The sequence below is a fragment of the Zavarzinia sp. genome, from assembly GCF_049306435.1.
Classification (GTDB): domain Bacteria; phylum Pseudomonadota; class Alphaproteobacteria; order Zavarziniales; family Zavarziniaceae; genus Zavarzinia.
This window is the reverse complement of the sequence record NZ_JBAQRT010000009.1, coordinates 1-20,761: the sequence shown is the minus strand read 5'-3', so window position 1 is coordinate 20,761 and position 20,761 is coordinate 1. Positions and strand designations below refer to the sequence as shown.

Below are 20,761 nucleotides of genomic sequence, written 5' to 3'. Positions count from 1 at the left end.
GATCAGACCGGCTGGAGTTTCTGGGTCGCTTCCTCGACCTCGTAGAACGTCGGGCGAACATGGGTCTGCAGCGCCTTGCGGGCGAATTCGACGGAGACCGCCGGCGGATAGCCCTGCAGATGGGCGAGCAGGCCGGATTTGATGCAATGCAGGTAGCGCATTTCGGAATCATGGGTCGAGCGGATCGCGTTGGAGATCGGCGCGATGAAGCCATAGGATGTCCAGACACCCACGAACGTGCCGACCAGCGCGCCGCCGATCAGATGTCCAAGGACCTCCGGCGGCTCGGTGATCGCCCCCATGGTGTGGATGACGCCCAGCACGGCGGCGACGATGCCGAGGGCCGGCATGCCATCGGCCATGTTCTGGATGGCGTGTGAGACCTCATGTTCTTCCTGCGCGTGGGTTTCCAGCTCGATGTCGATCAGCGCTTCCATCTCGTAGGAATTCTCGGTGCCGAGGGTCATCAGGCGCAGGTAGTCGCACAGGAAGGTCACCGCATGGTGATCCTTGGCGAAGATCGGGAACTGGTGGAACAGGGTGCTGTCGTGGGGATTCTCGACATGTTGCTCGAGGGCCAGCATCCCCTTGGTCTTGGCCAGCTTGAACACGGAATAGAGCAGGGACAGAAGCTCGAGAAAGGCCGCCTTGTTGTAGCGTGGCCCCTTGATCGCCGAGACGACGGCGCCGCCGGTCTTCTTCAGCACGGTCGTGGGGTTGCCGATGACATAGGCACCAATGGCCGCGCCGAAGATGATCAGGAATTCGTAGGGTTGCCACAGAACCTCGAGATGGCCGCCGGCCAGCGCATAGCCGCCGATGACGCAGACGAGGACGACGACGAAACCGATGATCAGCAGCATGGGGCGGATGGCCTGTGCGGGACGAAGTGATTGTTGCACTCTGGCCCATGGTGGTTAACAAACCTCTTAGCCTGCCGCTTTGGCGGGTCATTCCGAGGGGGAATGACATGAGACCGCTCGCTGCCGTCGCGATGATCGTTTGCACCGCGCTGGCGCTTGGCGCCTGCGCTTCCCGGACAAGGCGGCCCGCGGCGGCGCGTCCGGCACCGGCGGCCGCCACCATTGATGCCGGCGGCATACCCGTCCCCTATGCCTGCGGCGGCCGGCAGCCGGCCCTGATGCCCGGGGGCCTTGCCGCCGCCATGATCGGCGTCGCCCGGGGCGAATGGCAGAAATGGGGCTCGCGCACCATCGACATCCGGCCGGATGCCACCGTTCTGACCCTGCCCGGACGCATTCCCGCGGTCTGGGAGCAGGAGCGGGATGGCTTTCCCATGCTGGCCGAATATTGGTGCGCCGTGCCGCCCTATCGGAATTACTGGGAACAGGCGGCGAAGAGCGCCGGCTTTTCCGATGTCGTCGCCGACGACGGCGGCATCGACGATGACGCCTTCAAGCGCCAGTCGGTCGGTGGCAGCCCCTTCGGCGAGCCCTGGTCGGCCGCTTTCACCTCGTGGGTGATCCATATGGCGGGCCTGCCTGAAAGCCGCTTCCGCTACAGCGATACCCATTGGGATTACGTCTCGGACGCCTTGATGGCCGCGCCCGGCACCCGCGCCTTCCGCGCGACGGGAATCGCCCTTGCCCCGGCCGCGCCCGGCGATCTCGTCTGCGCGACGAGGAGCGGCACGCCGCCCGCCAACTGGCAGGATCTCGCCTCGCAGGGCACGCGGCCGATGCATTGCGATATCGTCGTCGGTTACACCGCCTGCGGCTTCAGCCCCTCTGGCCGTTGCATCGAGGGGATCGGCGGCAACGTCCTGCAGGCTGTCTCGCTGTCGCGCATCCCGGTCGATGGCGGCGGCCGGCTCGTGCCGGGCCTGCCGGGTCAGGGCCGCGACTGGGTCGTGGTGCTGAAGAACCTGGGCGGCTAGGGTTTGGTACGATCCCGGCGAAGGCCGGGTCTCGTGCAGGTAGAGTGCCTCTCTCGTCCGAAGGCCCCGGCCTTCGCCGGGGCGACGATGCGATCATTCGGACTGAGACTTCAGGGGCTGACCGCCGTCGTCGCCAGTTTCCGCACCGGATAGCCCGCGGCTTCGATGCGGGCGACGATCTCGGCGAGGTGGTCGGCGTCGCGGGTTTCGATCACCAGGTCGAGGTCGGCGTTCTTGACCGGCACGTCGAGGAACAGGCGCTGGTGCGACACTTCGAGGATATTGCCGCCGCCTTCGCCGATCAGGGTTGCGATGCGGGCGAGGGTCCCCGGGCTGTCGGAAATCATCACCCGGAGGCCGGCGATCCGCCCTTCGCGCACGAGATTGCGGCGGATGACCTCGCCGAGCAGGCGGGGGTCGATATTGCCGCCCGACAGGACGAGGCCGACCTTCTTGCCCTCGAAACGCGCGGGATTGGCGAGGACGGCGGCAAGACCGGCGGCGCCCGCGCCTTCGACCACCGTCTTCTCGATGGCGAGGAGAAGGCCGATCGCCCGTTCCAGTTCCGATTCGGTAACCAGAAGAACGTCGGAGACGAGGTCGCGGCAGATCGCGCGGGGGATACGCCCGGCGTCCTTCACCGCGATGCCCTCGGCGATGGTCATGCCGCCGCAGGCGCCGCTTTCGCCCTTCAGCGCATTGAACATCGAGGGATAGAGCGCGGCCTCGACCCCGATGATCTCGATCGCCGGGTTGATCGCCTTCGCCGCGACGGCGATGCCGGCGATCAGCCCGCCGCCGCCGATCGGCACCACGATGCAGTCGAGATCGGGCACCGCCGCCAGCATTTCCAGACCGACGGTGCCTTGCCCCGCGATGATCAGTGGATCGTCGAAGGGATGGACCAGGGTCAGACCCTCATCGCTCGCGATGCGGAGGGCAGCGGCGAAGGCATCGGCCAGCAGATCACCCTCGAGGATCACCCGGGCGCCATGGTCGCGGGTCTGGCGCACCTTGATGAAGGGTGTCGGCTTCGGCATGACGATGGTCGCCGGAATGCCGAGGCGGGCGGCGTGATAGGCGACCCCTTGCGCGTGATTGCCGGCGGACATGGCGATGACGCCCGCCTTCCGCTCGGCTTCGGTCAGGCTCTGCAACTTGTTGCAGGCGCCCCGGTCCTTGAAGGAGGCGGTGAACTGCTGGTTCTCGAACTTGAGGAACAGGCGCGCGCCGAAGATCGCGCCGAGAGTTCGGCTTTCGGCGCAGGGCGTCGCGACGATCTGGCCGGCCAGACCGTGGGCGGCGCTTTCGATGTCGGCAAGGGTGATGGTGCTGTCGGTCATGCTGGCGAGGTCCTCGGCGTCCTGTCCTGACTTGATCACATCGGGACCCCTTCCCGAAAGGCCCGCGCGTGGTGGCCGCCGGCTCGCCCGTCGTCAGGCGCGAGCGATGCCGTCCAGCCTAAAGGATGCCTATCAATTGCTTCGCCAACAATGCCGCCGATCTTGAAACAAGAGGGAAAGCGCCGAATATGCGGCAGCAAGACGGATGGTGAAACTGTCGCCAATCCATCAGACAAGAATGACAGGTTCATTCTGAAGTTATTCGTGATCAACGCCCGTTCCATCAGGAACGGCGTGTCGATACATGGAATTGTCAAGGGCAGTGCGGAGAATTGGTTATAATGATCGACAGGAACCTGCAGTTCGTCATTCCGACCTATCGATTGCGTGACGTCGGGGAGACGGTGGAAGCCTATGACGAGAATTTCAGGCGGAGCGGGCAAACGGCGCCGATCATCGTGTTCGACGATTCCTCGCTGGCGAACCACGACAAATATTACGCATCGCTGGAACGCAGCCGCACCCACAACGACCTTTTCTATGTTGGTCCGGCGGAAAAGGAACAATTCATATCCCACATCTGCCGGCGGCTGCGTGACCACAAGCTCGATGTCCTTGTCCGCAACCTGTTCCGGCCCAGCTATGGCGGCAACCGCAACTTCACGCTGATGTATACGCTCGGCGACCTCATGGTCAGCGCGGACGACGACATGCGGCCCTATGCCCTGATCGAGGACAGTCCCGAGTCCCTGGCTGAAACGGAAATCAGCCGCGGCAAACTCATTCCCCGCGGCGCCAACGGTCACACCCGGAAATCCTTCGACATCCTGCAGTCGTTCCGCGACATCCTGGGTCGGACGGTTGCCGAAGCGCCGCCCAACTACGAGCGGGGCGAAGTGCTGACGGATACGTCGATGGAACTCGAATCCAATACGTCGCTGGGCCTTGCGCGCGAGAATTCGCTGTTCCTGCAGGACGGCAAGCTGTCGAAGACGGCGACGGTGAAGATGGCGCAGACCTTCCGCACCGGGACCAACGACATTGATGCCACCGATTACATCGAGCTGTTCCTGCAGGATCACGAGCGCGCCGACGCCGAGACGCTGAACGATCTCTATGTCCTGGTGAATTTCCGGCCCTGCGTCACCACCCTGAACTGGCGGATGGATTGCGGTGTCGCCGGCTATGACAACAGCACCGGCCTGCCGCCCTTCTTCCCGACCCGCCTGCGCTTCGAGGACTATATCTACCGGCTGTGGATCCAGCAGCCGGGCATCGCCGCCGCCCATGTCGATTCGGCGCAGACCCACATCAAGAACAACTACATGCGGGCGCCACTGGCCTCGGAACTGTTCAACGAGGCGATCTGCTCCCTCCTCAAGAAGAAGATCAGGACCTCCCTTCGCAAGATCGAGGAGGTCAGCATCGCCTTCGATTACGACGGGGCCGTCACGCTGGAAGACAGTGAGGAAATCCTGCACGGCGCCCAGGCGCTCCACAGCCGGATTCTGGCGGCGCAGGCTCAGGCCAGGACCGAGGAGCGGCGCCAGGCGCTGGCCCTCTTCGCCGCGAGCATCGCCCGCACCTTCTATGATTTCGAGCCGGATTTCTTCCAGCAGAACGTCAGCCGGATCGTCGACGATGAGGTTGGGCTCATCCGCTCCTCGCTGGAAATCTGGCCGACTCTTCTCGAGATCGTCTATTTCCGCAAGGCCTGCCAGTCCCTGCCGATGCGCCGGGTCCGCAATGCTTCGGGCGCCGGCCGGAAGGTTTCCGACACGGGGGACCGGGCCAAGGTCGCCTGAGCCGCTACGCGGGCCATCGCACCCCGGTCAGATCTTCCGCGACCAGCCACAGCCGGGAAGCCGTCACCGGATCGGGCGTGATCTTCTTGTCCGCCCGGGCCGGCGGCCCGCGCATCCCGCCGAGGCGCGAAGGGCCATAGAGATCACCGCCCCGGGCCATGGAATCCGTCGCCGCCAGGATGCTGGGGGCGGCGCCCATGGCCGGGCTCTGCGCCATCAAGGCATTGCCGAGGGCGAGCATGACGGTCTCCGCCAGCGTCGGCTTCATCGAGCGGCCACCCCAGGCGCTGTTGGTCGCGGCATAGCCCGGATGGGACAAGAGGCTGGTGACGGGGATGCCGGCCTCGTCCAGGCGACGCTGGAGTTCCTCGGCCAGGAGGAGATTGCCCAGCTTCGAATCGGCATAGGCCTGCCATTTGGAATAGGGCCGACGGCGCCAGTCGAGATCGGTGAAATCCAGCTTGCCCCGGCGATACATGGCGCTGGTCACCGTCACCACGCGGGCGCCGGGCCGGCGGGCGAGGAGGGGCAGCAGATCGAGGGTGAGGGCGAAATGGCCGAGGCAATTGGCGCCGAAATGCCACTCGAAACCTTGTGCCGTATGGCCATGGTCGATGCCGAAGACACCGGCGTTGCAGACGAGGATATCGAGACCGTCCAGCTCGGCGCGCAAGGCCTGGGCACAAGCGGCCACGGAACCAAGGTCATCGAGGGCGAGGGGGACCGCGCGGTGCTGGCCGGCGGGATGTTCCGCCCGCAGCCGCCGGACGGTCTCATCCGCGCGGCCAGGATCGCGGCAGGCGACGATGATACTGGCGCCGCGTGCCGCCAGGCCACGCGCCGTTTCCAGCCCGATGCCCCGATTGGCGCCGGTGACGAGGACGGTCCTGCCCGCGAGTTGTGCCTGTCCTGCCATCGGATCCCCCCTGCTTTTCCGCAGGCTGGTCCAGATGGGCGGCCGGTGGATCGTCCGTTTGGAGGCGATGCCGATGTTTCCGCCGCCGATCAGGCGGGGCGGATCACTGGGAGCGCAGCAGTTTGGCGGCTTCCGGCGCGAAATAGGTCAGGATGGCGTCGGCCCCGGCGCGCTTGAACGACAGCAGGGATTCCATCATCACCTTGGTGCCGTCGAGCCAGCCGTTGCGGGCGGCGGCCTGCAGCATCGCGTATTCGCCCGAGACCTGATAGGCGAAAGTTGGCGCGCCGAACGTGTCCTTCACCCGGCGGATGATGTCGAGATAGGGCATGCCCGGCTTCACCATCACCATGTCCGCGCCTTCGGCGAGGTCGAGCGCGACCTCGCGCAGGGCTTCGTCGGCATTGGCCGGGTCCATCTGATAGGTGCGCTTGTCGCCCTGGCCGAGATTGGCGGCCGAGCCGACCGCATCGCGGAACGGGCCGTAGAAGCCGCTGGCGTATTTGGCGGCATAGGCGCAGATCTGCACATCCGCATGGCCCGCGTCGTCGAGGGCGAGGCGGATGGCGCCGATGCGCCCGTCCATCATGTCGGACGGCGCGACGACATCGGCCCCGGCCGCGGCCAGGGTCAGGGCCTGCTGGACGAGAAGGGCGACCGACTCGTCGTTGATGATCCGCCCGTCGCGCAGCACGCCGTCATGGCCGTGGCTGGTATAGGGATCGAGCGCGACATCGCAGACGAGACCGAGCGGCAGTTTCGCCGCCTTGATCGCCCGCACCGCGCGGCACACCAGGTTTTCCTCGTCGAGGGCATAGGTCCCCATCGGGTCCTTCAGGGCGGCGTCGGTCTGGGGGAACAGGGCGAGGGCGGGAATGCCGAGGGCCGCCGCTTCCTCCGCTGCCTCGACCGCGCCCGCGACATCGCGCCGGATGACGCCGGGCATGGAGGCGACTTCCTTGCCCGCGTCATCGCCATCGGTGACGAAAATCGGCCAGATCAGATCGTCGACCGACAGGCGGTTTTCCCGCACCAGCCGGCGCGACCAGTCGGTGGCGCGATTGCGGCGCATGCGGGTTGTCGGGAAACCGGGGGCAACGGGGGGCAGGGGCGGCATGGCGGGACTCTTCTGGACCAACCCTTGTGCAGTAATCCCTTGTGCCCGGGGGTGCAAGCACCGCGTCGCCGCACAATGGTTCTGCATGGGGGTGGAATTGACACTATCCTGCCCCGCCATAAAGTCACGGCCAACCGGGAGGAAGCATGAATTTCGAGCTGACCGAAGACCAGGGCGCATTCCGTGACACGGCGCGCGCCTTCGCCGAAGACCGCATGATGCCCCATGCCGCGGACTGGGACGAGCGGAAGCATCTTCCCGTCGACGTCCTGCGCGAGGCGGCGGCGCTCGGCTTTGGCGGCATCTATGTCCGCGACGATGTCGGCGGCTCGGGCCTGCAGCGCATCGACGCCGCGATCATCTTCGAGGAACTGGCGGCGGCCTGCCCTTCGACCGCGGCCTTCATCTCGATCCACAACATGGCGTCGTGGATGATCGACACCTATGGCGCGGACGAACTGCGGCGGAAATATCTGCCGGCCCTGACCACCATGGAAAAACTCGCCTCCTACTGCCTGACCGAGCCGGGGGCGGGGTCCGACGCCGCCTCGCTGAAGACGCGGGCGGTCAGGGACGGCGATCACTACGTCCTGAACGGCTCCAAGGCGTTCATTTCGGGCGGTGGCGTCTCGGATGTCTATGTCTGCATGGTGCGGACGGGCGACAATGGCGCCGGTGGCATCACCTGCATGGTGATCGACAAGGGCACGCCCGGTCTCTCCTTCGGCGCGCAGGAGCGCAAGCTCGGCTGGAATTCCCAGCCCACGGCCCAGGTGATCTTCGAGGATTGCCGGGTGCCTGTGACCAATGTCGTCGGCAAGGAAGGCGATGGCTTCAAGATCGCGATGAAGGGGCTCGACGGCGGGCGCCTCAACATCGCCGCCTGTTCGATCGGCGGCGCGCGCCGCTCATTGGAACTCGCGACCGACTATGCCCGCGACCGCCAGCAGTTCGGCAAGCCGTTGGCCGCCCTGCAGGCGATCCAGTTCAAGCTGGCCGACATGGCGACCGAACTGGACGCTTCCCGGCTGATGGTCCATCGCGGCGCCTGCCTGCTCGACGCCAGGGATCCGGGTGCGACGGTCGCCTGCGCCATGGGCAAGCGCTTCGCGACGGACGCCTGTTTCAACATCGTCAACGAGGCGCTGCAGATCCACGGTGGTTACGGCTACCTGAAGGATTTCCCGATCGAGCGTTATCTGCGGGACCTGCGCGTCCACCAGATCCTCGAAGGGACCAATGAAATCATGCGCGTCATCATCGCGCGGAAACTGATCGAGGGGCGTTGAGCCATGGATGCGGAAGTTCTGTTCGAAATCCGGGGCGCCATCGGCCTAATCACCCTGAACCGGCCAAAGGCGTTGAACGCCCTGACCGTGCCCATGGTCGACGCCATGCGCGAGATGCTGGCGGAATGGGCGATTGACGACGCGGTGAAGGCGGTCGTCGTCACCGCGGCTGGCGACAAAGCCTTCTGCGCCGGCGGCGACATCCGTTTCCTGACCGAAAGCGGCAAGGCCGGCGATGGTGGCGCGGCCCGCTTCTGGGGCGACGAATACCGCCTGAACACCGAGATCAAGCGCTATGCGAAACCCTATATCGCGCTGATCGACGGCATCACCATGGGCGGCGGCGTCGGCATTTCTGTCCATGCGCCCTACCGGATCGCGACCGAAAAGACCTTGTTTGCCATGCCCGAAACCGGCATCGGCCTGTTCCCGGATGTCGGCGGCAGCTATTTCCTGCCGCGCCTGAAGGGCCGCATGGGGTACTTCCTCGGCCTGACCGGCGCCCGGCTCAAGGCGGCGGACACGTTTCATGCCGGGATCGCCACGCATTACACGGCTTCCGCCAATCTGCCCGGCGTGATCGAGCGGTTGGCGGCGGGCGATGATGTCTCCGCTGTGCTGGCCAGTGTGCATAACGATCCCGGTCCCGCGCCGATCGACGCCCATATTCCCGACATCGACCGCCTGTTCGTCGGCGATACAGTCGAGGGCATCCTGGCCGCGCTCGACGCCGACGGCGGCGATTTCGCCAGGGCGCAGGCGGCGACCATCCGCACCAAATCCCCGACCAGCCTGAAGCTGACCCTGCGCCAGCTGCAGGAGGGCGCGGGCCTCGACTTCGAGGACAACATGAAGATGGAATTCCGCCTCGGCCAATATGTGCTGAACGGCAAGGATTTCTACGAAGGCGTCCGCGCGGTGATCGTCGACAAGGATCAGTCGCCGAAGTGGAGCCCGCCGAGCCTGGCCGAGGTTTCGGACGCGGAAATCGCCAAGGCCTTCGCCCCGCTCGCCACCGGCGACTGGACGCCCTGATTTTCCCGCCCTTTCCCGTCACCCCGGCGAAGGCCGGGGTCTTTGGACGAAGGGGCTGTAACTGGACCAGATCCCGGCCTTCGCCGGGATGACGCAGATAACTCGGAAGGAAACGCCCCAATGGCAAAAATCGCCTTCATCGGTCTTGGCAACATGGGCGGTCCGATGGCCCGTAACCTGCTCAAGGCCGGCCATGCCGTCGCCGTCTTCGACCTGAGCAAACCCGCCGTCGAAGCCCTGGTGGCCGATGGCGCCTCCGCCGCCGCGAGCCCGGCCGAAGCCGCCAAGGCGGCGGAAATCGTCGTCTCCATGCTGCCGGCCGGCGCCCATGTGAAATCGGTCTATGCCAGCGAAGGCGGCGTGATCGACAGCATGGCCAAGGGCGGCCTGCTGATCGACTGTTCGACCATCGACGTCGCGACCGCGCGCGAGGTGAACGCCGTCGCCGAGAAGGCCGGCGTCGACATGGTCGATGCCCCGGTGTCGGGCGGTGTCGGTGGCGCGGCCGCGGGCACGCTGACCTTCATGGTCGGCGGCTCGGACACGGCGTTCGAGCGGGCGAAGCCGATCCTTCAGGCCATGGGCAAGACCATCGTCCACGCCGGCGGCCCCGGCAACGGCCAGGCGGCCAAGATCTGCAACAACATGCTGCTGGGCATTTCGATGATCGGCACCTGCGAGGCTTTCGCCCTCGCCGAGAAGCTGGGCCTCGACGCGCAGAAGCTGTTCGACATTTCCTCGACCGCGTCGGGCCAGTGCTGGTCGCTGACCTCCTATTGCCCGGTGCCCGGTCCGGTGCCGACCAGCCCCGCCAACCGCGATTACGCCCCGGGCTTCGCCACGGCGATGATGCTGAAGGACCTCAAGCTGGCGCAGGAAGCGGCCTCCAAGGCCGGCGCGGCCATCCCCCTCGGCAATCAGGCGGCCAGCCTCTACACGCTGTTCGACGCCGCCGGCAAGGGCGGGGTCGATTTCTCGGGCATCATCAACATGCTGCGCGGCAAGATGTGATCGAACGGATCTGATCCGATCGGAGAAGGCCGGCCCTTGCGCCGGCCTTTTTTTGTAACGCCAATATGCTTGAAGGCCGATGCGGAAAGCCCTAGGGTGACAAGGTGATCATTCTGTTCGACCCCGCCAAGGACGCGAAGAACATCGCCGAGCGCGGCCTGTCGTTCGCGTCCGTGGCCGGGATCGACTGGACGACGGCATTGATCGCGGAAGATACCCGAAACGACTATCCGGAGCAGCGCTTCGTCGCCTTGGGCATGATCGACGACCGGTTGCATGTCGTTTGTTTCACCCCGGTCGAGGGCGGCATCCGGGTCATCAGTTTTCGTAAGGCCAACCCGCGCGAGGTCCGAAGATATGAACAGGAAACCACTGACCGATAAGGCGGGGGAGGTCCGTGAACTGACCGCCGAGGATATCCGCCTGATGAAGCCTGCGGCCGAGGTCCTGCCGGCTGAACTTGTGTCGCTGTTGCCGAAGCGCAGACCCGGGCAGCGAGGACCGCAGAAGGCGCCGACCAAGCGTCAGGTCACGCTGCGGCTGGACGGCGATATCATCGACCGCGCCAAGGAGAGCGGCCCAGGCTGGCAGGCGCGCATCAACGAGATGCTGCGCAGGAATTTCGGCCTTTGACGGTAACAGGGGGGCTCGCTAAGCCTCACTCATGCCGAAGCGCGTCGATGGGATCCATCCGGGCGGCGCGTCTCGCTGGGAAATAGCCGAAGCCGACGCCGACGAGACCTGAGAACAGGGTGGCGAGGACGATCACGCCCGGGCTGATCAGCAGCGGCAGATTGAGGATGGCGGTGCCCGCCGCCGAGAGGGCGAGGCCGAGCACGACGCCGATCAGCCCGCCGAAAAGGGAAAGCAGCACGGCCTCGGTCAGGAACTGGGCGAGGACTTCGCGCTCGAGGGCGCCGATGGCGAGGCGGATGCCGATCTCGCGCGTGCGCTCGGTCACGGCGACCAGCATGATGTTCATGATGCCGATGCCGCCGACGATGAGCGAAATCGCCGCGATGGCGCCGAGGAAGGCGGTCAGCACCACGGTGACGCCGCCGATGATGGCGGCGATTTCCGAGACGTCGTTGACCTGGAAATCGTCGGTCTTGTTCGCGGTGATATGGCGGCGCTCGCGCATCAGGGCGAGAACATCGTCCTTGACCTTCAGGGTCTCCTCCGCGCTCGCGGCCGAGACCAGCATGATCGAGACATCCTGATTGCCGGCGATCCGCCGCTGGAACGTCTTCAGCGGCATGATCACCACGTCGTCCTGATCGGTGCCGATGATGGATCGGCCCTTTTCCGACAGGGTGCCGATCACGGTGCAGGGAAAGCCCCCGACCCGAAGGGGCGCGCCGATGGGGTCCTGGGCGCCGAAAATCTCGGTCACCACGCGCTGGCCGATGACGCAGACCGTGCGGCCCGAACGAATTTCGCCCTCGTCGAAGGCGCGGCCCGAGACGAGGGGCCATTCGCGGACGGCGAAATAATTGGCGTCGGCGCCGATCGCCGTCGTCGACCAGCTGTTGTTGCCGAGGACGACGGGGGCGGCCCTGGTCGAGACCGCGGCGATGGCGACGATGCCCGAGACATCCCGCTCGATCGCCTTCACGTCGGCCAGCTTGAAGGGGGCGGCGGCCTGCGGCGGTCCGCCCTTGCCGGCATTGCCCGGCGCGACGATCAGGAGATTGCGGCCGAGGCTGGAAATCTCGTCGGTGATGCTGGCGGTCGCGCCTTGCCCCAGGGTGACGAGGGCGATCACGGCGGCGATGCCGATGACGATGCCGAGCGTCGTCAGGATGGAGCGCATCAGGTTGCGCCGCAATTCCTGAAAGGCCATGCGCAGGGTCGTCGCGAAGCTCATCATGGCCGCGCCTCGTCCGAGACGATGCGCCCGTCCTTGAAGCGGATCTGCCGCCGGGCGAATTCCGCCATGTCCGGCTCGTGCGTCACCATCATCACGGTGATGCCGTGGTTTCGGTTCAGCTCGACCAGCAATTCCATGATCTCGCGGCCGCGCTCGCTGTCGAGATTGCCCGTGGGCTCGTCAGCCAGCAGAAGCTCAGGCTCGGTCACGATGGCGCGGGCGATGGCGACGCGCTGCTGCTGCCCGCCCGAAAGCTCGGCCTGTGTATGTTTCTCCCGCCCGGCGAGGCCGACCTGGGCGAGGGCGGCCGCCGCCTTCTGGCGCCGTTCCGCCCTGGCCATGCCACGGTAGACGAGGGGAAGCTCGACATTCTCGATCGCCGAAGTGCGCTTCAGCAGGTTGAAGCCTTGGAACACGAAACCGAGGTGGTTCCGGCGCAGCAGCGCGAGGCCATTGCGGTCGAGGCTGGTCACATCGACGCCGTTGAAGCGATAGGTGCCGGCGGTCGGCGTGTCGAGGCAGCCGATGATGTTCATGGTCGTCGACTTGCCGGAGCCGGACGGCCCCATGACGGCGACGAATTCGCCGGATTCGATCACCATGTCGATCCCGGCGAGGGCGATCACCTCGGCCTCGCCCTGGCCGTAGGTCTTGCGGATGCCGGAAAGTTCGATCAGCGCCATGACGGGTGGTCCGTCACTTCGTCGTCGCGCGGATGATGTCGGTGATCACCGGCGTATCGGGCTGAAGGTCGGTTGCGGTCACCTCGGTCAGGCGCCCATCGGAAAGGCCGAGGCTGACCACCATCGGGCTCGGCGTGCCGCCATCCGGCAGCCAGATGCGCGCCTTGTCCGGCGGCAATTTCTCCAGCGTGTCCTGCGCGATGCCGGGCGGGGTGAAGCGAAGCGCGCCATTCGGCACCAGCAGCACGTTTTCCCGCACGGCGCCGACGACATCGGCCGTCGCCGTCATGCCCGGCCGCAGGGCGAGATCGGGATTGGCGACCCGGGCCAGGACTTCATAGGTGACGACGCCCTGGTCGCTCTTCGGCGCGAGGCGGACCGAGGTGACGACGGCATCGAACATGCGGGTCGGATAGGCATCGACGGTGAATGTCGCCTTCTGCCCGTCGGCGACATGGCCGATATCGGCCTCGTCGACGTCGAGGCTCAATTCCATGTCGGTCAGGTCGCGGGCGACGGTGAACAGGATCGGCGTCTGCAGGCTGGCGACGATGGTCTGGCCGACCTCGACCTTCCGCGAGATCACCACCCCGTCGACCGGGGAGCGGATGGTCGCCTTGTCGAGGTTCGACTGGTCGGAGGTCAGGATCGCCTCGGCCACCTTCACACCCGCCTGCGCCGATTGCAGCGCGGCCTGCGCCCGCCCCAATTCGGCGATATCCTTGTCCCTGGCCGAAGCCGAGGCATAGCGATTGTCGGCCAGGGTCTGGGTCCGGCGGTTCGTGACCTCGGCCAGATGGAGCGCGGCCTGCGCCTCGGCGACACCGGCCTGTGCCGACAGGAGATTGGCCTCCGACTGCCGCACCTTGGCTTCGAGCAGCGAGGTGTCGAGCCTTGCCAGAACCTGACCGGCCTTCACCTGATCGTTGTAGTCGACCAGCAATTCATTGACGAGGCCGCTGATTTCCGCGCCGACATCGACCTGGTCGACCGGCTTCACGCTGCCGGTCGCGCTGACCGTCACGGTCAGGGTGCCCCGGGTGACATTCTGGACCTTGTAGTCGACGGCGGAAGAACCGGAGAACAGGAAGAAGGCCCCGACGAGGAGGATGGCCGCGCCGCCCGCGATCCAGGGCCAGCGCCGACGCCAGACGGGGGCCGCGGCAGGGCTGCTGCTGTTCGTCATGGGCTCGGGCTCCGCGCGGTGGATGGTCAGGCCCTCATCAGATGGAACGGATCGGGCCCGGAAACAAGAGCATTTACAAAATGTTACATTCTGCGGGCGGGGCTGCGGCGGCATGTCGCTTGACATTTGTACTGAATAGTACAATTAAAACTGATCGGTACAAAAATGGAGCCCGACATGTCCGACCGTCCCCCCCTGCCACCCTTCACCAACGAGACCGCTGCCCTGAAAGCCCGCATGGCCGAGGATGCGTGGAACAGTCGCGATCCCGAACGGGTTTCCCTGGCCTATACGCCGGACAGTGTCTGGCGCAACCGGGCGGAATTCGTCACCGGCCGGCCCGAGATCGTCGCCTTCCTGACACGGAAATGGACGCGGGAGCTGGATTACCGGCTGATCAAGGAAGTCTGGACCCATGGCGCCGACCGTATCGCCGTCCGCTTCGCCTATGAATGGCACGACGATGCCGGCACCTGGTTCCGCTCCCATGGCAACGAGAATTGGGAATTCGATGCCCATGGCCTGATGCGGCGCCGCTTCGCCTGCATCAACGATCAGCCGATCCGCGAGAGCGAGCGCAAATTCCGCTGGCCCCCGGGGCGCCGGCCGGACGATCATCCGGGTCTTTCCGACCTCGGCCTCTAGGGGATCATGGCGAGACTGGTTCACGAACGCGCGGATGTCGTGCCCCTGCTGGCGGAAGTGTTCCGCAAGCATGGCTTCGAAGGGGCGAGCCTTGCCCGGATCACGGCCGCGACCGGCCTTGGCAAGGGCAGCCTCTATCACTTCTTCCCGGGCGGGAAGGAGGAGATGGCAACGGCTGTCCTCGCCGAGATCGACGGCTGGTTCGAGCGGGAGATTTATGCCCCCTTGCGGGACAGCGAGGCGGCGGCGGCGATCGATCATATGTTCGCCGCCTGCGACCGCTATTTCCACAAGGGATGCCGGGTCTGCCTCGTGGGGGCCTTCGCCCTCGCCGATACGCGGGACCGTTTCGCCGTGGCCCTGCGCGATTATTTCGCCGCCTGGGTCGAGGCGCTGGCGGCGGCCCTGAGCCGTCTCGGCAGGGCGGACGCCCTTGCCCGCGCCGAGGCGGCGGTCGGCGGCATCCAGGGCGCCATCGTGCTGTCCCGCGCGCTCGACCGGCCCGAGGTGTTCAGCCGCATCCTCGAGGGGCTGCGGCGGGACCTCGCGGCCGGCTGACGGTTCAGGCCTCGTCCAACTCCGGCGCCATCAGGCCGCCTTCCGGCAGGATCTGACCACCGTCGACGACGATCGACTGGGCGGTGACATAGGAGGCCTCGTCGGAGGCGAAATAGATCGCGGCATTGGCGATGTCGAAGACATGGCCGAGACGCTTCAGGGGCACCGAAGCCTCCATCTTCGCCACATGCTCGGCGCCGAGGCCGAGCAACCCTTCCGTCGCGATATTGCCGGGCAGCACGGCGTTGACCGTGATCCGCCAGGGCGCCAGTTCCAGCGCCGCCGCCCGCATGAAGCCCAGCTGTCCCGCCTTGGAGGCGGCGTAATGGGTCATGAAGGGCACGCCGGTGATCGGCCCGGTGATGGAGGAGGTGAGAATGATGCGGCCGCCGGGCTTTTGCTTCATCGCCGGCAGGCAGGCGGCGACCGACAGGAAGGTGCCCTTCAGGTTGGTGTCCATCACCGCGGCGTAATCATCCTCGGTCATCTCGGACAGGGGCACGGTCGGGAAGATGCCGGCATTGGCGCAGAGAATGTCGATGCCGCCGTGAAGCTCCACCGCCCTGGCCGCCATGGACTTTGTATCGGCGGATTTCGCGACATCGGCGGCGAAACCGCTGGCGGTGCCGCCGGCCGCCGTGATTTCCGCCGCGACCGCATCGGCCTCGGCCAGCTTCCGCGAGACGACGAGGACCCTGGCGCCAACCTCGCCGAAGCGCAGGGCGATGCCCCGTCCGATGCCCTTGCTCGCCCCGGTGACGATCACGCTCCGCCCGGTCAATGGTGTCAGCATGGTGGCCTCTTTTGCAGGATATCCGCGCAAGGCTAGGGGTGGCGGCGGACCCAGGCCATCCGCCTTCCGGTGGAGCCGGCGGCGCTCCCCTTGATATTTATATGATGATCATAATATAAAAACGGGCCGCCCGGCCTAACCCCGAGGGAATCCATCCATGTCCGCTGAACGTCCTGCCGTCCTCATCACCGGTGCCTCGTCCGGCATCGGCGCCACCTATGCCGATCGCTTCGCCCGTCGCGGCCATCCGCTGGTTCTCGTCGCCCGCGACAAGGTCCGGCTGGAGGCGCTGGCCGCCCGCCTGCGGGCCGAATACGGCGTTGTCGTCGATGTCGTCCCGGCCGATCTGACCGACGCCGCGCAGCTTGCCACCGTCGAGGCGCGGCTGCGCGAGGATGGCCGGATCGGCATCCTGATCAACAACGCGGGCGCGGCCAGCAAGGGCGGCTTCCTCGGCGCGGACGGCGACGCGCTGGACCTGTTGATCCGGCTCAATGTCACGGCGGTGACCCGGCTCGCCGCCGCCGTGGTGCCGCGTTTCGCGGCGGCGGGGCAGGGGGCGATCGTCAATATCGCCTCGGTCCTCGCCCTGATGCCCGAATTCCCGATGGGCAATTACGGCGCTACCAAGGCCTATGTCCTCAGCTTGTCCCAGGCCTTGCAGAACGAGATCGGGCCGCGCGGCGTCCATGTCCAGGCGGTGCTGCCCGGGGCGACAAGGACCGAAATCTGGGGCCGCTCGGGTCATGACGTCGACCAGATCCCGGGCATGATGGCGGTCGGCGATCTGGTCGACGCCGCGCTCGTCGGCTTCGACCGGGGCGAGACCATCACCATTCCGCCGCTGCCCGATGCCGGCCAGTGGGAGGCCTTCGAGGGCGCCCGCCACGCCATGCGCGCCAATTTCGGCAACGCCCTGCCGGCGGATCGCTACACGAAGTAAGGCCGGACCGGCGACGGGGGACGCTCAGTTCGCCTTGGCGCGCTGGGTCGCCTCCGCCCGGCGGCGGGCATGGGGGGTGGTCCGGGTCGAGGCCAGGAAGGCGTCATTGGCCGTCTGATCGTCCTGGGCGATCGCCTCATCCCGATAGGCCAGGCGATCCGGCGCGCGGCGGGCCTTGCGCATCATCAGCTTCAGCCGAGCATAGACCGTCCACATGCGCGCCGTGCCCTTGAGGGATTGCCAGATATAGCGCGGGTAGAAGACGAAGGCGTTTTCCAGCGGCAGGCCATGCCGGCGCTGGCGGCGGCGGCGAATGCGGATGATGCCGGATTCGAGCACGGCCACCCCTTCCGACAGGACCGCCTCGCGATAGCCCAGCATCCGGTGCAGCAGCATGTTGGGCCGATGAATGCGCAGCGCCAGCATCCGCTTCATGACCCGGCGGATATGCTCGAAATCGTAGAAGCTGCGATGGGCGGCGTGGAAGGCTTCCTCCCATTCCGCGTCGGACATGTTCGGGTGGTGGGTGACCCGATGGTTGAGGTCGTATTTCGCCATGTCCGGGTCCATCCACACCCCGGCGTCCAGCAGCTTCTTGTGATCCTCGCAGCCCGGCAGGGGCGTGAGATAATTCATGTAGAGGAAATCGATCGGCAACTGCGTCTTGATCAGCTCGATGTCGCGCAGGATCGAGTCCCTGGTGTCATGCGGGAAGCCGAGGATATAGCCGCAGGTGATGAGCACCGGGTGCTGCTTCCACGCAAGGAACATCTCGCGATAATCCTCGACCCGGTTCTGGCGCTTCTTGCTGGCTTCGAGACTGTCGGCATTGATGCTCTCGAGGCCGATGAAGATCTGGTCGGCGCCCGCCGCCACGCATTTCTCGATGAAGTTCGGGATCTTGTGCGCGAGCGTGTCGACCTGGATGATCAGATGGACCGCGATCCCCTCCTGCCGCAGGGCGATCATGCGGTCGAGCAGGGGCTCCCAGTTGCGGTTACGGGCGAAATTGTCGTCGGTCAGGAAGAAGCCGGTGATGCCGCCCGCGACATTGCGCCTTATGATCGCCTCGAGGTCGTCCGGCGTCCGGAACCGGCTCTTGCGGCCCTGCACGTTGATGATGGTGCAGAAGGAACATTCGAACGGGCAGCCCCGGCCGAGATCGGCGGTCGACATGCGATAGAGCAGGCGGCCCAGCTCGCGCTTCTCGACGATGGGCTGCGGCGCGCCGGCGAGATTGGGCTGATCCTTCAGGAAATCGTAGAGCGGGGCGAGGGTGCCGGCATAGCCGTCGCGGATCACCGGATCGATATGGCCGTCCTCGGCCTCGCCGGCGAAGAGGGAGATGCCGAGACCTTGCGCCTCGACAATGTCGGGCGGCAGGGTCTTCAGCATGGCGAGAATGCCCGAGACGTGAAAGCCGCCGATGCACACGGGCACGCCCGCCGCCCGAAACGGCCGGGCCAGGTCGACCGCGCGGGGGAACATGTTGCTCTGCACCCCGACCATGAACACCAGCAGCCGCGCGCCGCGCTGCTTTGCCGCCTTCATGATGCGGGCGGGATCGATCCTGGTGTTGGTCTCGTCCAGCCAGTAATGACGGATGTCGACACCCGGCCCCAGCACCTGCCGCTCGATCGCGTCCTGCACGATCCCGGCGAGGCAGGCCATGGAATTCGACGGCAGCACCGACCGCCACCATTGAATGGGATAACCGTCGTCGTCGTAACGGGTCGGCTTGATCAGATAGATGTCGAGCGCCGGCATGGGCCTTGCCTCTTCGCCCCGATCCGAAACGCGATCCCCCCTGGCACCGCGCGCCGATCATGGGGCTGGACAAAGTGAGCCACGGATTGCGGCGGCGGTCCAGCCGGCTTTGGTGGGGGCGCCAGCCGCGCCGCCGCCGTCAGCGGTAGCGACCGGGCACCCAGAAGCCCTCCCGGTCCCAATGTCCGGGCACATAATAGACGGGCGGCGGCTCACGGCGATAGGCGCGCTCGTCATAGACGACGCAACCACCCAGCACCGGGGCGAGGGCGCCCAGGGCGATCAACAGGAGCAAGCTCTTGCGCAAGGACAGGCGTGTCATCGGAACAGACTCCGATCCGGAAGGCCCCAGCCTTCACTGACTGAAACGCTTGCGCGGGGGGACTCCTGCGCTTTCAGGCGATTGGGAGGCGCTGGACGCAGCGCGCTGATGCCACCGCTTCATAAAATTTAAATATAGTTCCGCAGGAGTTTTCACAAATATTTGATTCTGAAGATCTATGTTCTTTGATTCAAATCTTCATCTGGCTGCGTGTTGAGTGCAGTAACATAGTCATCTACTTCATATCGTAATATATAATCGCTATTACCGAGGAGATGGAGAAGTTTTTTCCGGTAGAGTTGATTGTCAGCGCTAGGCCCGCCTCGTAACAGCGCGTCTATGAGATATTCGCGCATTTTTGATAATTCAGAGTCCTTTTTGTGGAATTCCTTGATTGAGCGAATTGTCACGTCGTGCAGCGTCTGGATTACGCCATGATCAATCCTGGATGACATTACGATGGTAAAAAGCACGCTGCCCAAGGCCTGCGCGGCCGCATGGGGGATGGTCGCGGCCCCATCAAAAGGTTCAGGAAATACTCTGTGTGTGGCGCCTTCGGGGAGATGGCGGAAAATCCCGACCCAGGACGTCATGTACTGCACTAATTCATAAAGTAAGAATGCCGCCTGTGTCGGAAACTCTGCGCTCCGATCCACGGTTTCATCGCTGGAATCATATTTCCGCTCCAGCCGCTCCGCGAAGCGCACAAAATAGTAGAGCCACATATGGTAGTGGACGCCCTGCTTGGCGGCCGAGCTGATCATGATGTCGAAATAGAACATGCCTACGAAGGTTGGGTCGCGCATCTGATCTCGCTCGAACCAGTCGGGCTTTCCATTCAGCCAAGTCCAGTAATCCGGCCGCTCACCACCCTCTAGCAGGCGCATCACATAATCTCCGACTGGCTTCCAAGCCGAGAAATGTTCGGCAACATGAGCGTCGGCGAATAGGAAATGCAGCAGCCGATTGCGCTCGGGCAGTCGATAGCCGATCAGTCCATCGGACGCGCCATTAGTGGATATCTCTTGGTAGAGAGCGCTCCCAGGACGGCGTATTAGCTCAGCCATATAGCGCTCGAAAAAGTCCGGTCCACCTGAAATTTCTTCGCGAAATAAGGTGAGGCCAAAATAAGGACGCCTCGATACGATATAATCCAATAATAGTGGGGAACTCATAATGAATTGAAAGAGTTCGCTTGCGGCGTGTTCGCCGCGCGCTCCTGCCGGAACGATATGAGCGAGGGCGCGCACTGGTTTGGCTGCCCAATCCGGCCAGTTCTCGCCTGAATATTGACGATTCTGGTGACGCCTTAGATAGCGATAGAGTGAGTGTTCGGGCGTTGGCCCGTAATTTTCCAGCCAATCATGGAAGCGCTGGCACCGATATTTACGGCGACTGGCACTGGCGAAGCGACTGATATGAGGTTCTATAAGCTTGAGTGCGTCACCATATTGGATCGTGTCCCGCCGAATGGTGTAGGAGCTGTGGGTAAGTAGCTCGCCGGCGCGACCATCACGAGTCTGGCGGCGGCGGGCTACTTATCCATAGCGGTGGTCACCGTGGCGGCTGTGGGTAGGGTTG

General features: G+C 65.2%; 21 protein-coding genes. 10 read left to right on the top strand and 11 right to left on the bottom strand.

Annotated features, from left to right (window positions below; genetic code table 11):
- Nucleotides 1-2 precede the first annotated feature (2 nt).
- Nucleotides 3-863: a flagellar motor stator protein MotA gene (gene motA, locus WAZ62_RS00630; RefSeq protein ID WP_422641597.1), complete on the bottom strand. Its 861-nt coding sequence runs from the start codon at nucleotides 861-863 to the stop codon at nucleotides 3-5.
- A 107-nt stretch (nucleotides 864-970) separates the two neighbouring features.
- On the opposite strand from motA, the gene WAZ62_RS00625 reads away from it, so the two are divergent.
- Nucleotides 971-1,897, top strand: a complete 927-nt coding sequence (locus tag WAZ62_RS00625; RefSeq protein WP_422641596.1) for a DUF2272 domain-containing protein — start codon at nucleotides 971-973, stop codon at nucleotides 1,895-1,897.
- Nucleotides 1,898-2,007: 110 nt separating this feature from the next.
- On the opposite strand, the gene WAZ62_RS00620 is transcribed toward WAZ62_RS00625, so the two are convergent.
- A complete protein-coding gene (locus WAZ62_RS00620; RefSeq protein WP_422641595.1) occupies nucleotides 2,008-3,279 on the bottom strand; it encodes a threonine ammonia-lyase in 1,272 nt (423 codons plus the stop codon).
- 302 nt (nucleotides 3,280-3,581) lie between these two features.
- Between WAZ62_RS00620 and WAZ62_RS00615 the strand changes: the two genes are divergently transcribed.
- The gene (locus WAZ62_RS00615) at nucleotides 3,582-5,045 is read left to right on the top strand and encodes a hypothetical protein (RefSeq protein ID WP_422641594.1); all 1,464 of its coding nucleotides are present in this window, start codon (nucleotides 3,582-3,584) and stop codon (nucleotides 5,043-5,045) included.
- 4 nt (nucleotides 5,046-5,049) lie between these two features.
- Here the strand turns inward: WAZ62_RS00615 and WAZ62_RS00610 are convergent, their stop codons facing one another.
- Together WAZ62_RS00610 and hemB are read right to left on the bottom strand one after the other, a co-directional pair.
- Nucleotides 5,050-5,961: an oxidoreductase gene (locus WAZ62_RS00610; RefSeq protein ID WP_422641593.1), complete on the bottom strand. Its 912-nt coding sequence runs from the start codon at nucleotides 5,959-5,961 to the stop codon at nucleotides 5,050-5,052.
- 103 nt (nucleotides 5,962-6,064) lie between these two features.
- On the bottom strand, nucleotides 6,065-7,033 hold the full coding sequence (gene hemB / locus WAZ62_RS00605; protein WP_422641592.1) for a porphobilinogen synthase: 969 nt from the start codon (nucleotides 7,031-7,033) through the stop codon (nucleotides 6,065-6,067).
- 191 nt (nucleotides 7,034-7,224) lie between these two features.
- On the opposite strand from hemB, the gene WAZ62_RS00600 reads away from it, so the two are divergent.
- The 5 genes from WAZ62_RS00600 to WAZ62_RS00580 all read left to right on the top strand — a co-directional run bounded on the left by WAZ62_RS00600 (nucleotide 7,225) and on the right by WAZ62_RS00580 (nucleotide 11,046).
- Nucleotides 7,225-8,367: an isobutyryl-CoA dehydrogenase gene (locus WAZ62_RS00600; protein ID WP_422641591.1), complete on the top strand. Its 1,143-nt coding sequence runs from the start codon at nucleotides 7,225-7,227 to the stop codon at nucleotides 8,365-8,367.
- A 3-nt stretch (nucleotides 8,368-8,370) separates the two neighbouring features.
- Nucleotides 8,371-9,402 carry an enoyl-CoA hydratase/isomerase family protein gene (locus WAZ62_RS00595; protein WP_422641590.1) on the top strand — a complete coding sequence of 344 codons (1,032 nt, stop codon included), beginning with the start codon at nucleotides 8,371-8,373 and terminating at the stop codon, nucleotides 9,400-9,402.
- 120 nt (nucleotides 9,403-9,522) lie between these two features.
- Nucleotides 9,523-10,413 carry a 3-hydroxyisobutyrate dehydrogenase gene (gene mmsB, locus WAZ62_RS00590; protein ID WP_422641589.1) on the top strand — a complete coding sequence of 297 codons (891 nt, stop codon included), beginning with the start codon at nucleotides 9,523-9,525 and terminating at the stop codon, nucleotides 10,411-10,413.
- Between the two features lie 104 nt (nucleotides 10,414-10,517).
- The gene (locus WAZ62_RS00585) at nucleotides 10,518-10,796 is read left to right on the top strand and encodes a BrnT family toxin (RefSeq protein ID WP_422641588.1); all 279 of its coding nucleotides are present in this window, start codon (nucleotides 10,518-10,520) and stop codon (nucleotides 10,794-10,796) included.
- Complete coding sequence (locus tag WAZ62_RS00580; protein ID WP_422641587.1) at nucleotides 10,771-11,046, top strand: BrnA antitoxin family protein; 276 nt, start codon at nucleotides 10,771-10,773, stop codon at nucleotides 11,044-11,046. Before WAZ62_RS00585 ends, WAZ62_RS00580 begins: the two co-directional genes overlap by 26 nt.
- Nucleotides 11,047-11,071: 25 nt before the next feature.
- Here the strand turns inward: WAZ62_RS00580 and WAZ62_RS00575 are convergent, their stop codons facing one another.
- Genes WAZ62_RS00575 through WAZ62_RS00565 form a run of 3 tightly spaced genes read right to left on the bottom strand, consistent with a single transcriptional unit; the run spans nucleotide 11,072 to nucleotide 14,152 of the window.
- Entirely contained in the window at nucleotides 11,072-12,283 is a 1,212-nt protein-coding gene (locus WAZ62_RS00575; RefSeq protein ID WP_422641586.1) for an ABC transporter permease, read from the bottom strand.
- Entirely contained in the window at nucleotides 12,280-12,966 is a 687-nt protein-coding gene (locus WAZ62_RS00570; RefSeq protein ID WP_422641585.1) for an ABC transporter ATP-binding protein, read from the bottom strand. The genes WAZ62_RS00575 and WAZ62_RS00570 overlap by 4 nt, the downstream gene beginning before the upstream one ends.
- A gap of 13 nt (nucleotides 12,967-12,979) precedes the next feature.
- Nucleotides 12,980-14,152 (bottom strand): efflux RND transporter periplasmic adaptor subunit, encoded by a 1,173-nt coding sequence (locus WAZ62_RS00565; RefSeq protein WP_422641584.1) that lies wholly within the window; start codon nucleotides 14,150-14,152, stop codon nucleotides 12,980-12,982.
- A 177-nt stretch (nucleotides 14,153-14,329) separates the two neighbouring features.
- Here WAZ62_RS00565 and WAZ62_RS00560 point away from each other — a divergent pair, with 177 nt between their 5' ends.
- On the top strand, nucleotides 14,330-14,797 hold the full coding sequence (locus WAZ62_RS00560) for a DUF1348 family protein (RefSeq protein WP_422641583.1): 468 nt from the start codon (nucleotides 14,330-14,332) through the stop codon (nucleotides 14,795-14,797).
- Between the two features lie 6 nt (nucleotides 14,798-14,803).
- Nucleotides 14,804-15,355, top strand: a complete 552-nt coding sequence (locus tag WAZ62_RS00555; protein ID WP_422641582.1) for a TetR/AcrR family transcriptional regulator — start codon at nucleotides 14,804-14,806, stop codon at nucleotides 15,353-15,355.
- 4 nt (nucleotides 15,356-15,359) lie between these two features.
- Here WAZ62_RS00555 and fabG read toward each other — a convergent pair whose 3' ends face one another.
- Complete coding sequence (gene fabG / locus WAZ62_RS00550) at nucleotides 15,360-16,148, bottom strand: 3-oxoacyl-ACP reductase FabG (protein WP_422641581.1); 789 nt, start codon at nucleotides 16,146-16,148, stop codon at nucleotides 15,360-15,362.
- Between the two features lie 157 nt (nucleotides 16,149-16,305).
- On the opposite strand from fabG, the gene WAZ62_RS00545 reads away from it, so the two are divergent.
- A complete protein-coding gene (locus tag WAZ62_RS00545) occupies nucleotides 16,306-17,091 on the top strand; it encodes an SDR family NAD(P)-dependent oxidoreductase (RefSeq protein ID WP_422641580.1) in 786 nt (261 codons plus the stop codon).
- 24 nt (nucleotides 17,092-17,115) lie between these two features.
- On the opposite strand, the gene WAZ62_RS00540 is transcribed toward WAZ62_RS00545, so the two are convergent.
- The 3 genes from WAZ62_RS00540 to WAZ62_RS00530 form a co-directional block, all read right to left on the bottom strand.
- The gene (locus tag WAZ62_RS00540; protein WP_422641579.1) at nucleotides 17,116-18,858 is read right to left on the bottom strand and encodes a B12-binding domain-containing radical SAM protein; all 1,743 of its coding nucleotides are present in this window, start codon (nucleotides 18,856-18,858) and stop codon (nucleotides 17,116-17,118) included.
- A gap of 139 nt (nucleotides 18,859-18,997) precedes the next feature.
- Entirely contained in the window at nucleotides 18,998-19,180 is a 183-nt protein-coding gene (locus tag WAZ62_RS00535; protein ID WP_422641578.1) for a hypothetical protein, read from the bottom strand.
- A gap of 176 nt (nucleotides 19,181-19,356) precedes the next feature.
- Entirely contained in the window at nucleotides 19,357-20,430 is a 1,074-nt protein-coding gene (locus tag WAZ62_RS00530) for a hypothetical protein (RefSeq protein WP_422641577.1), read from the bottom strand.
- Nucleotides 20,431-20,761 lie beyond the last annotated feature (331 nt).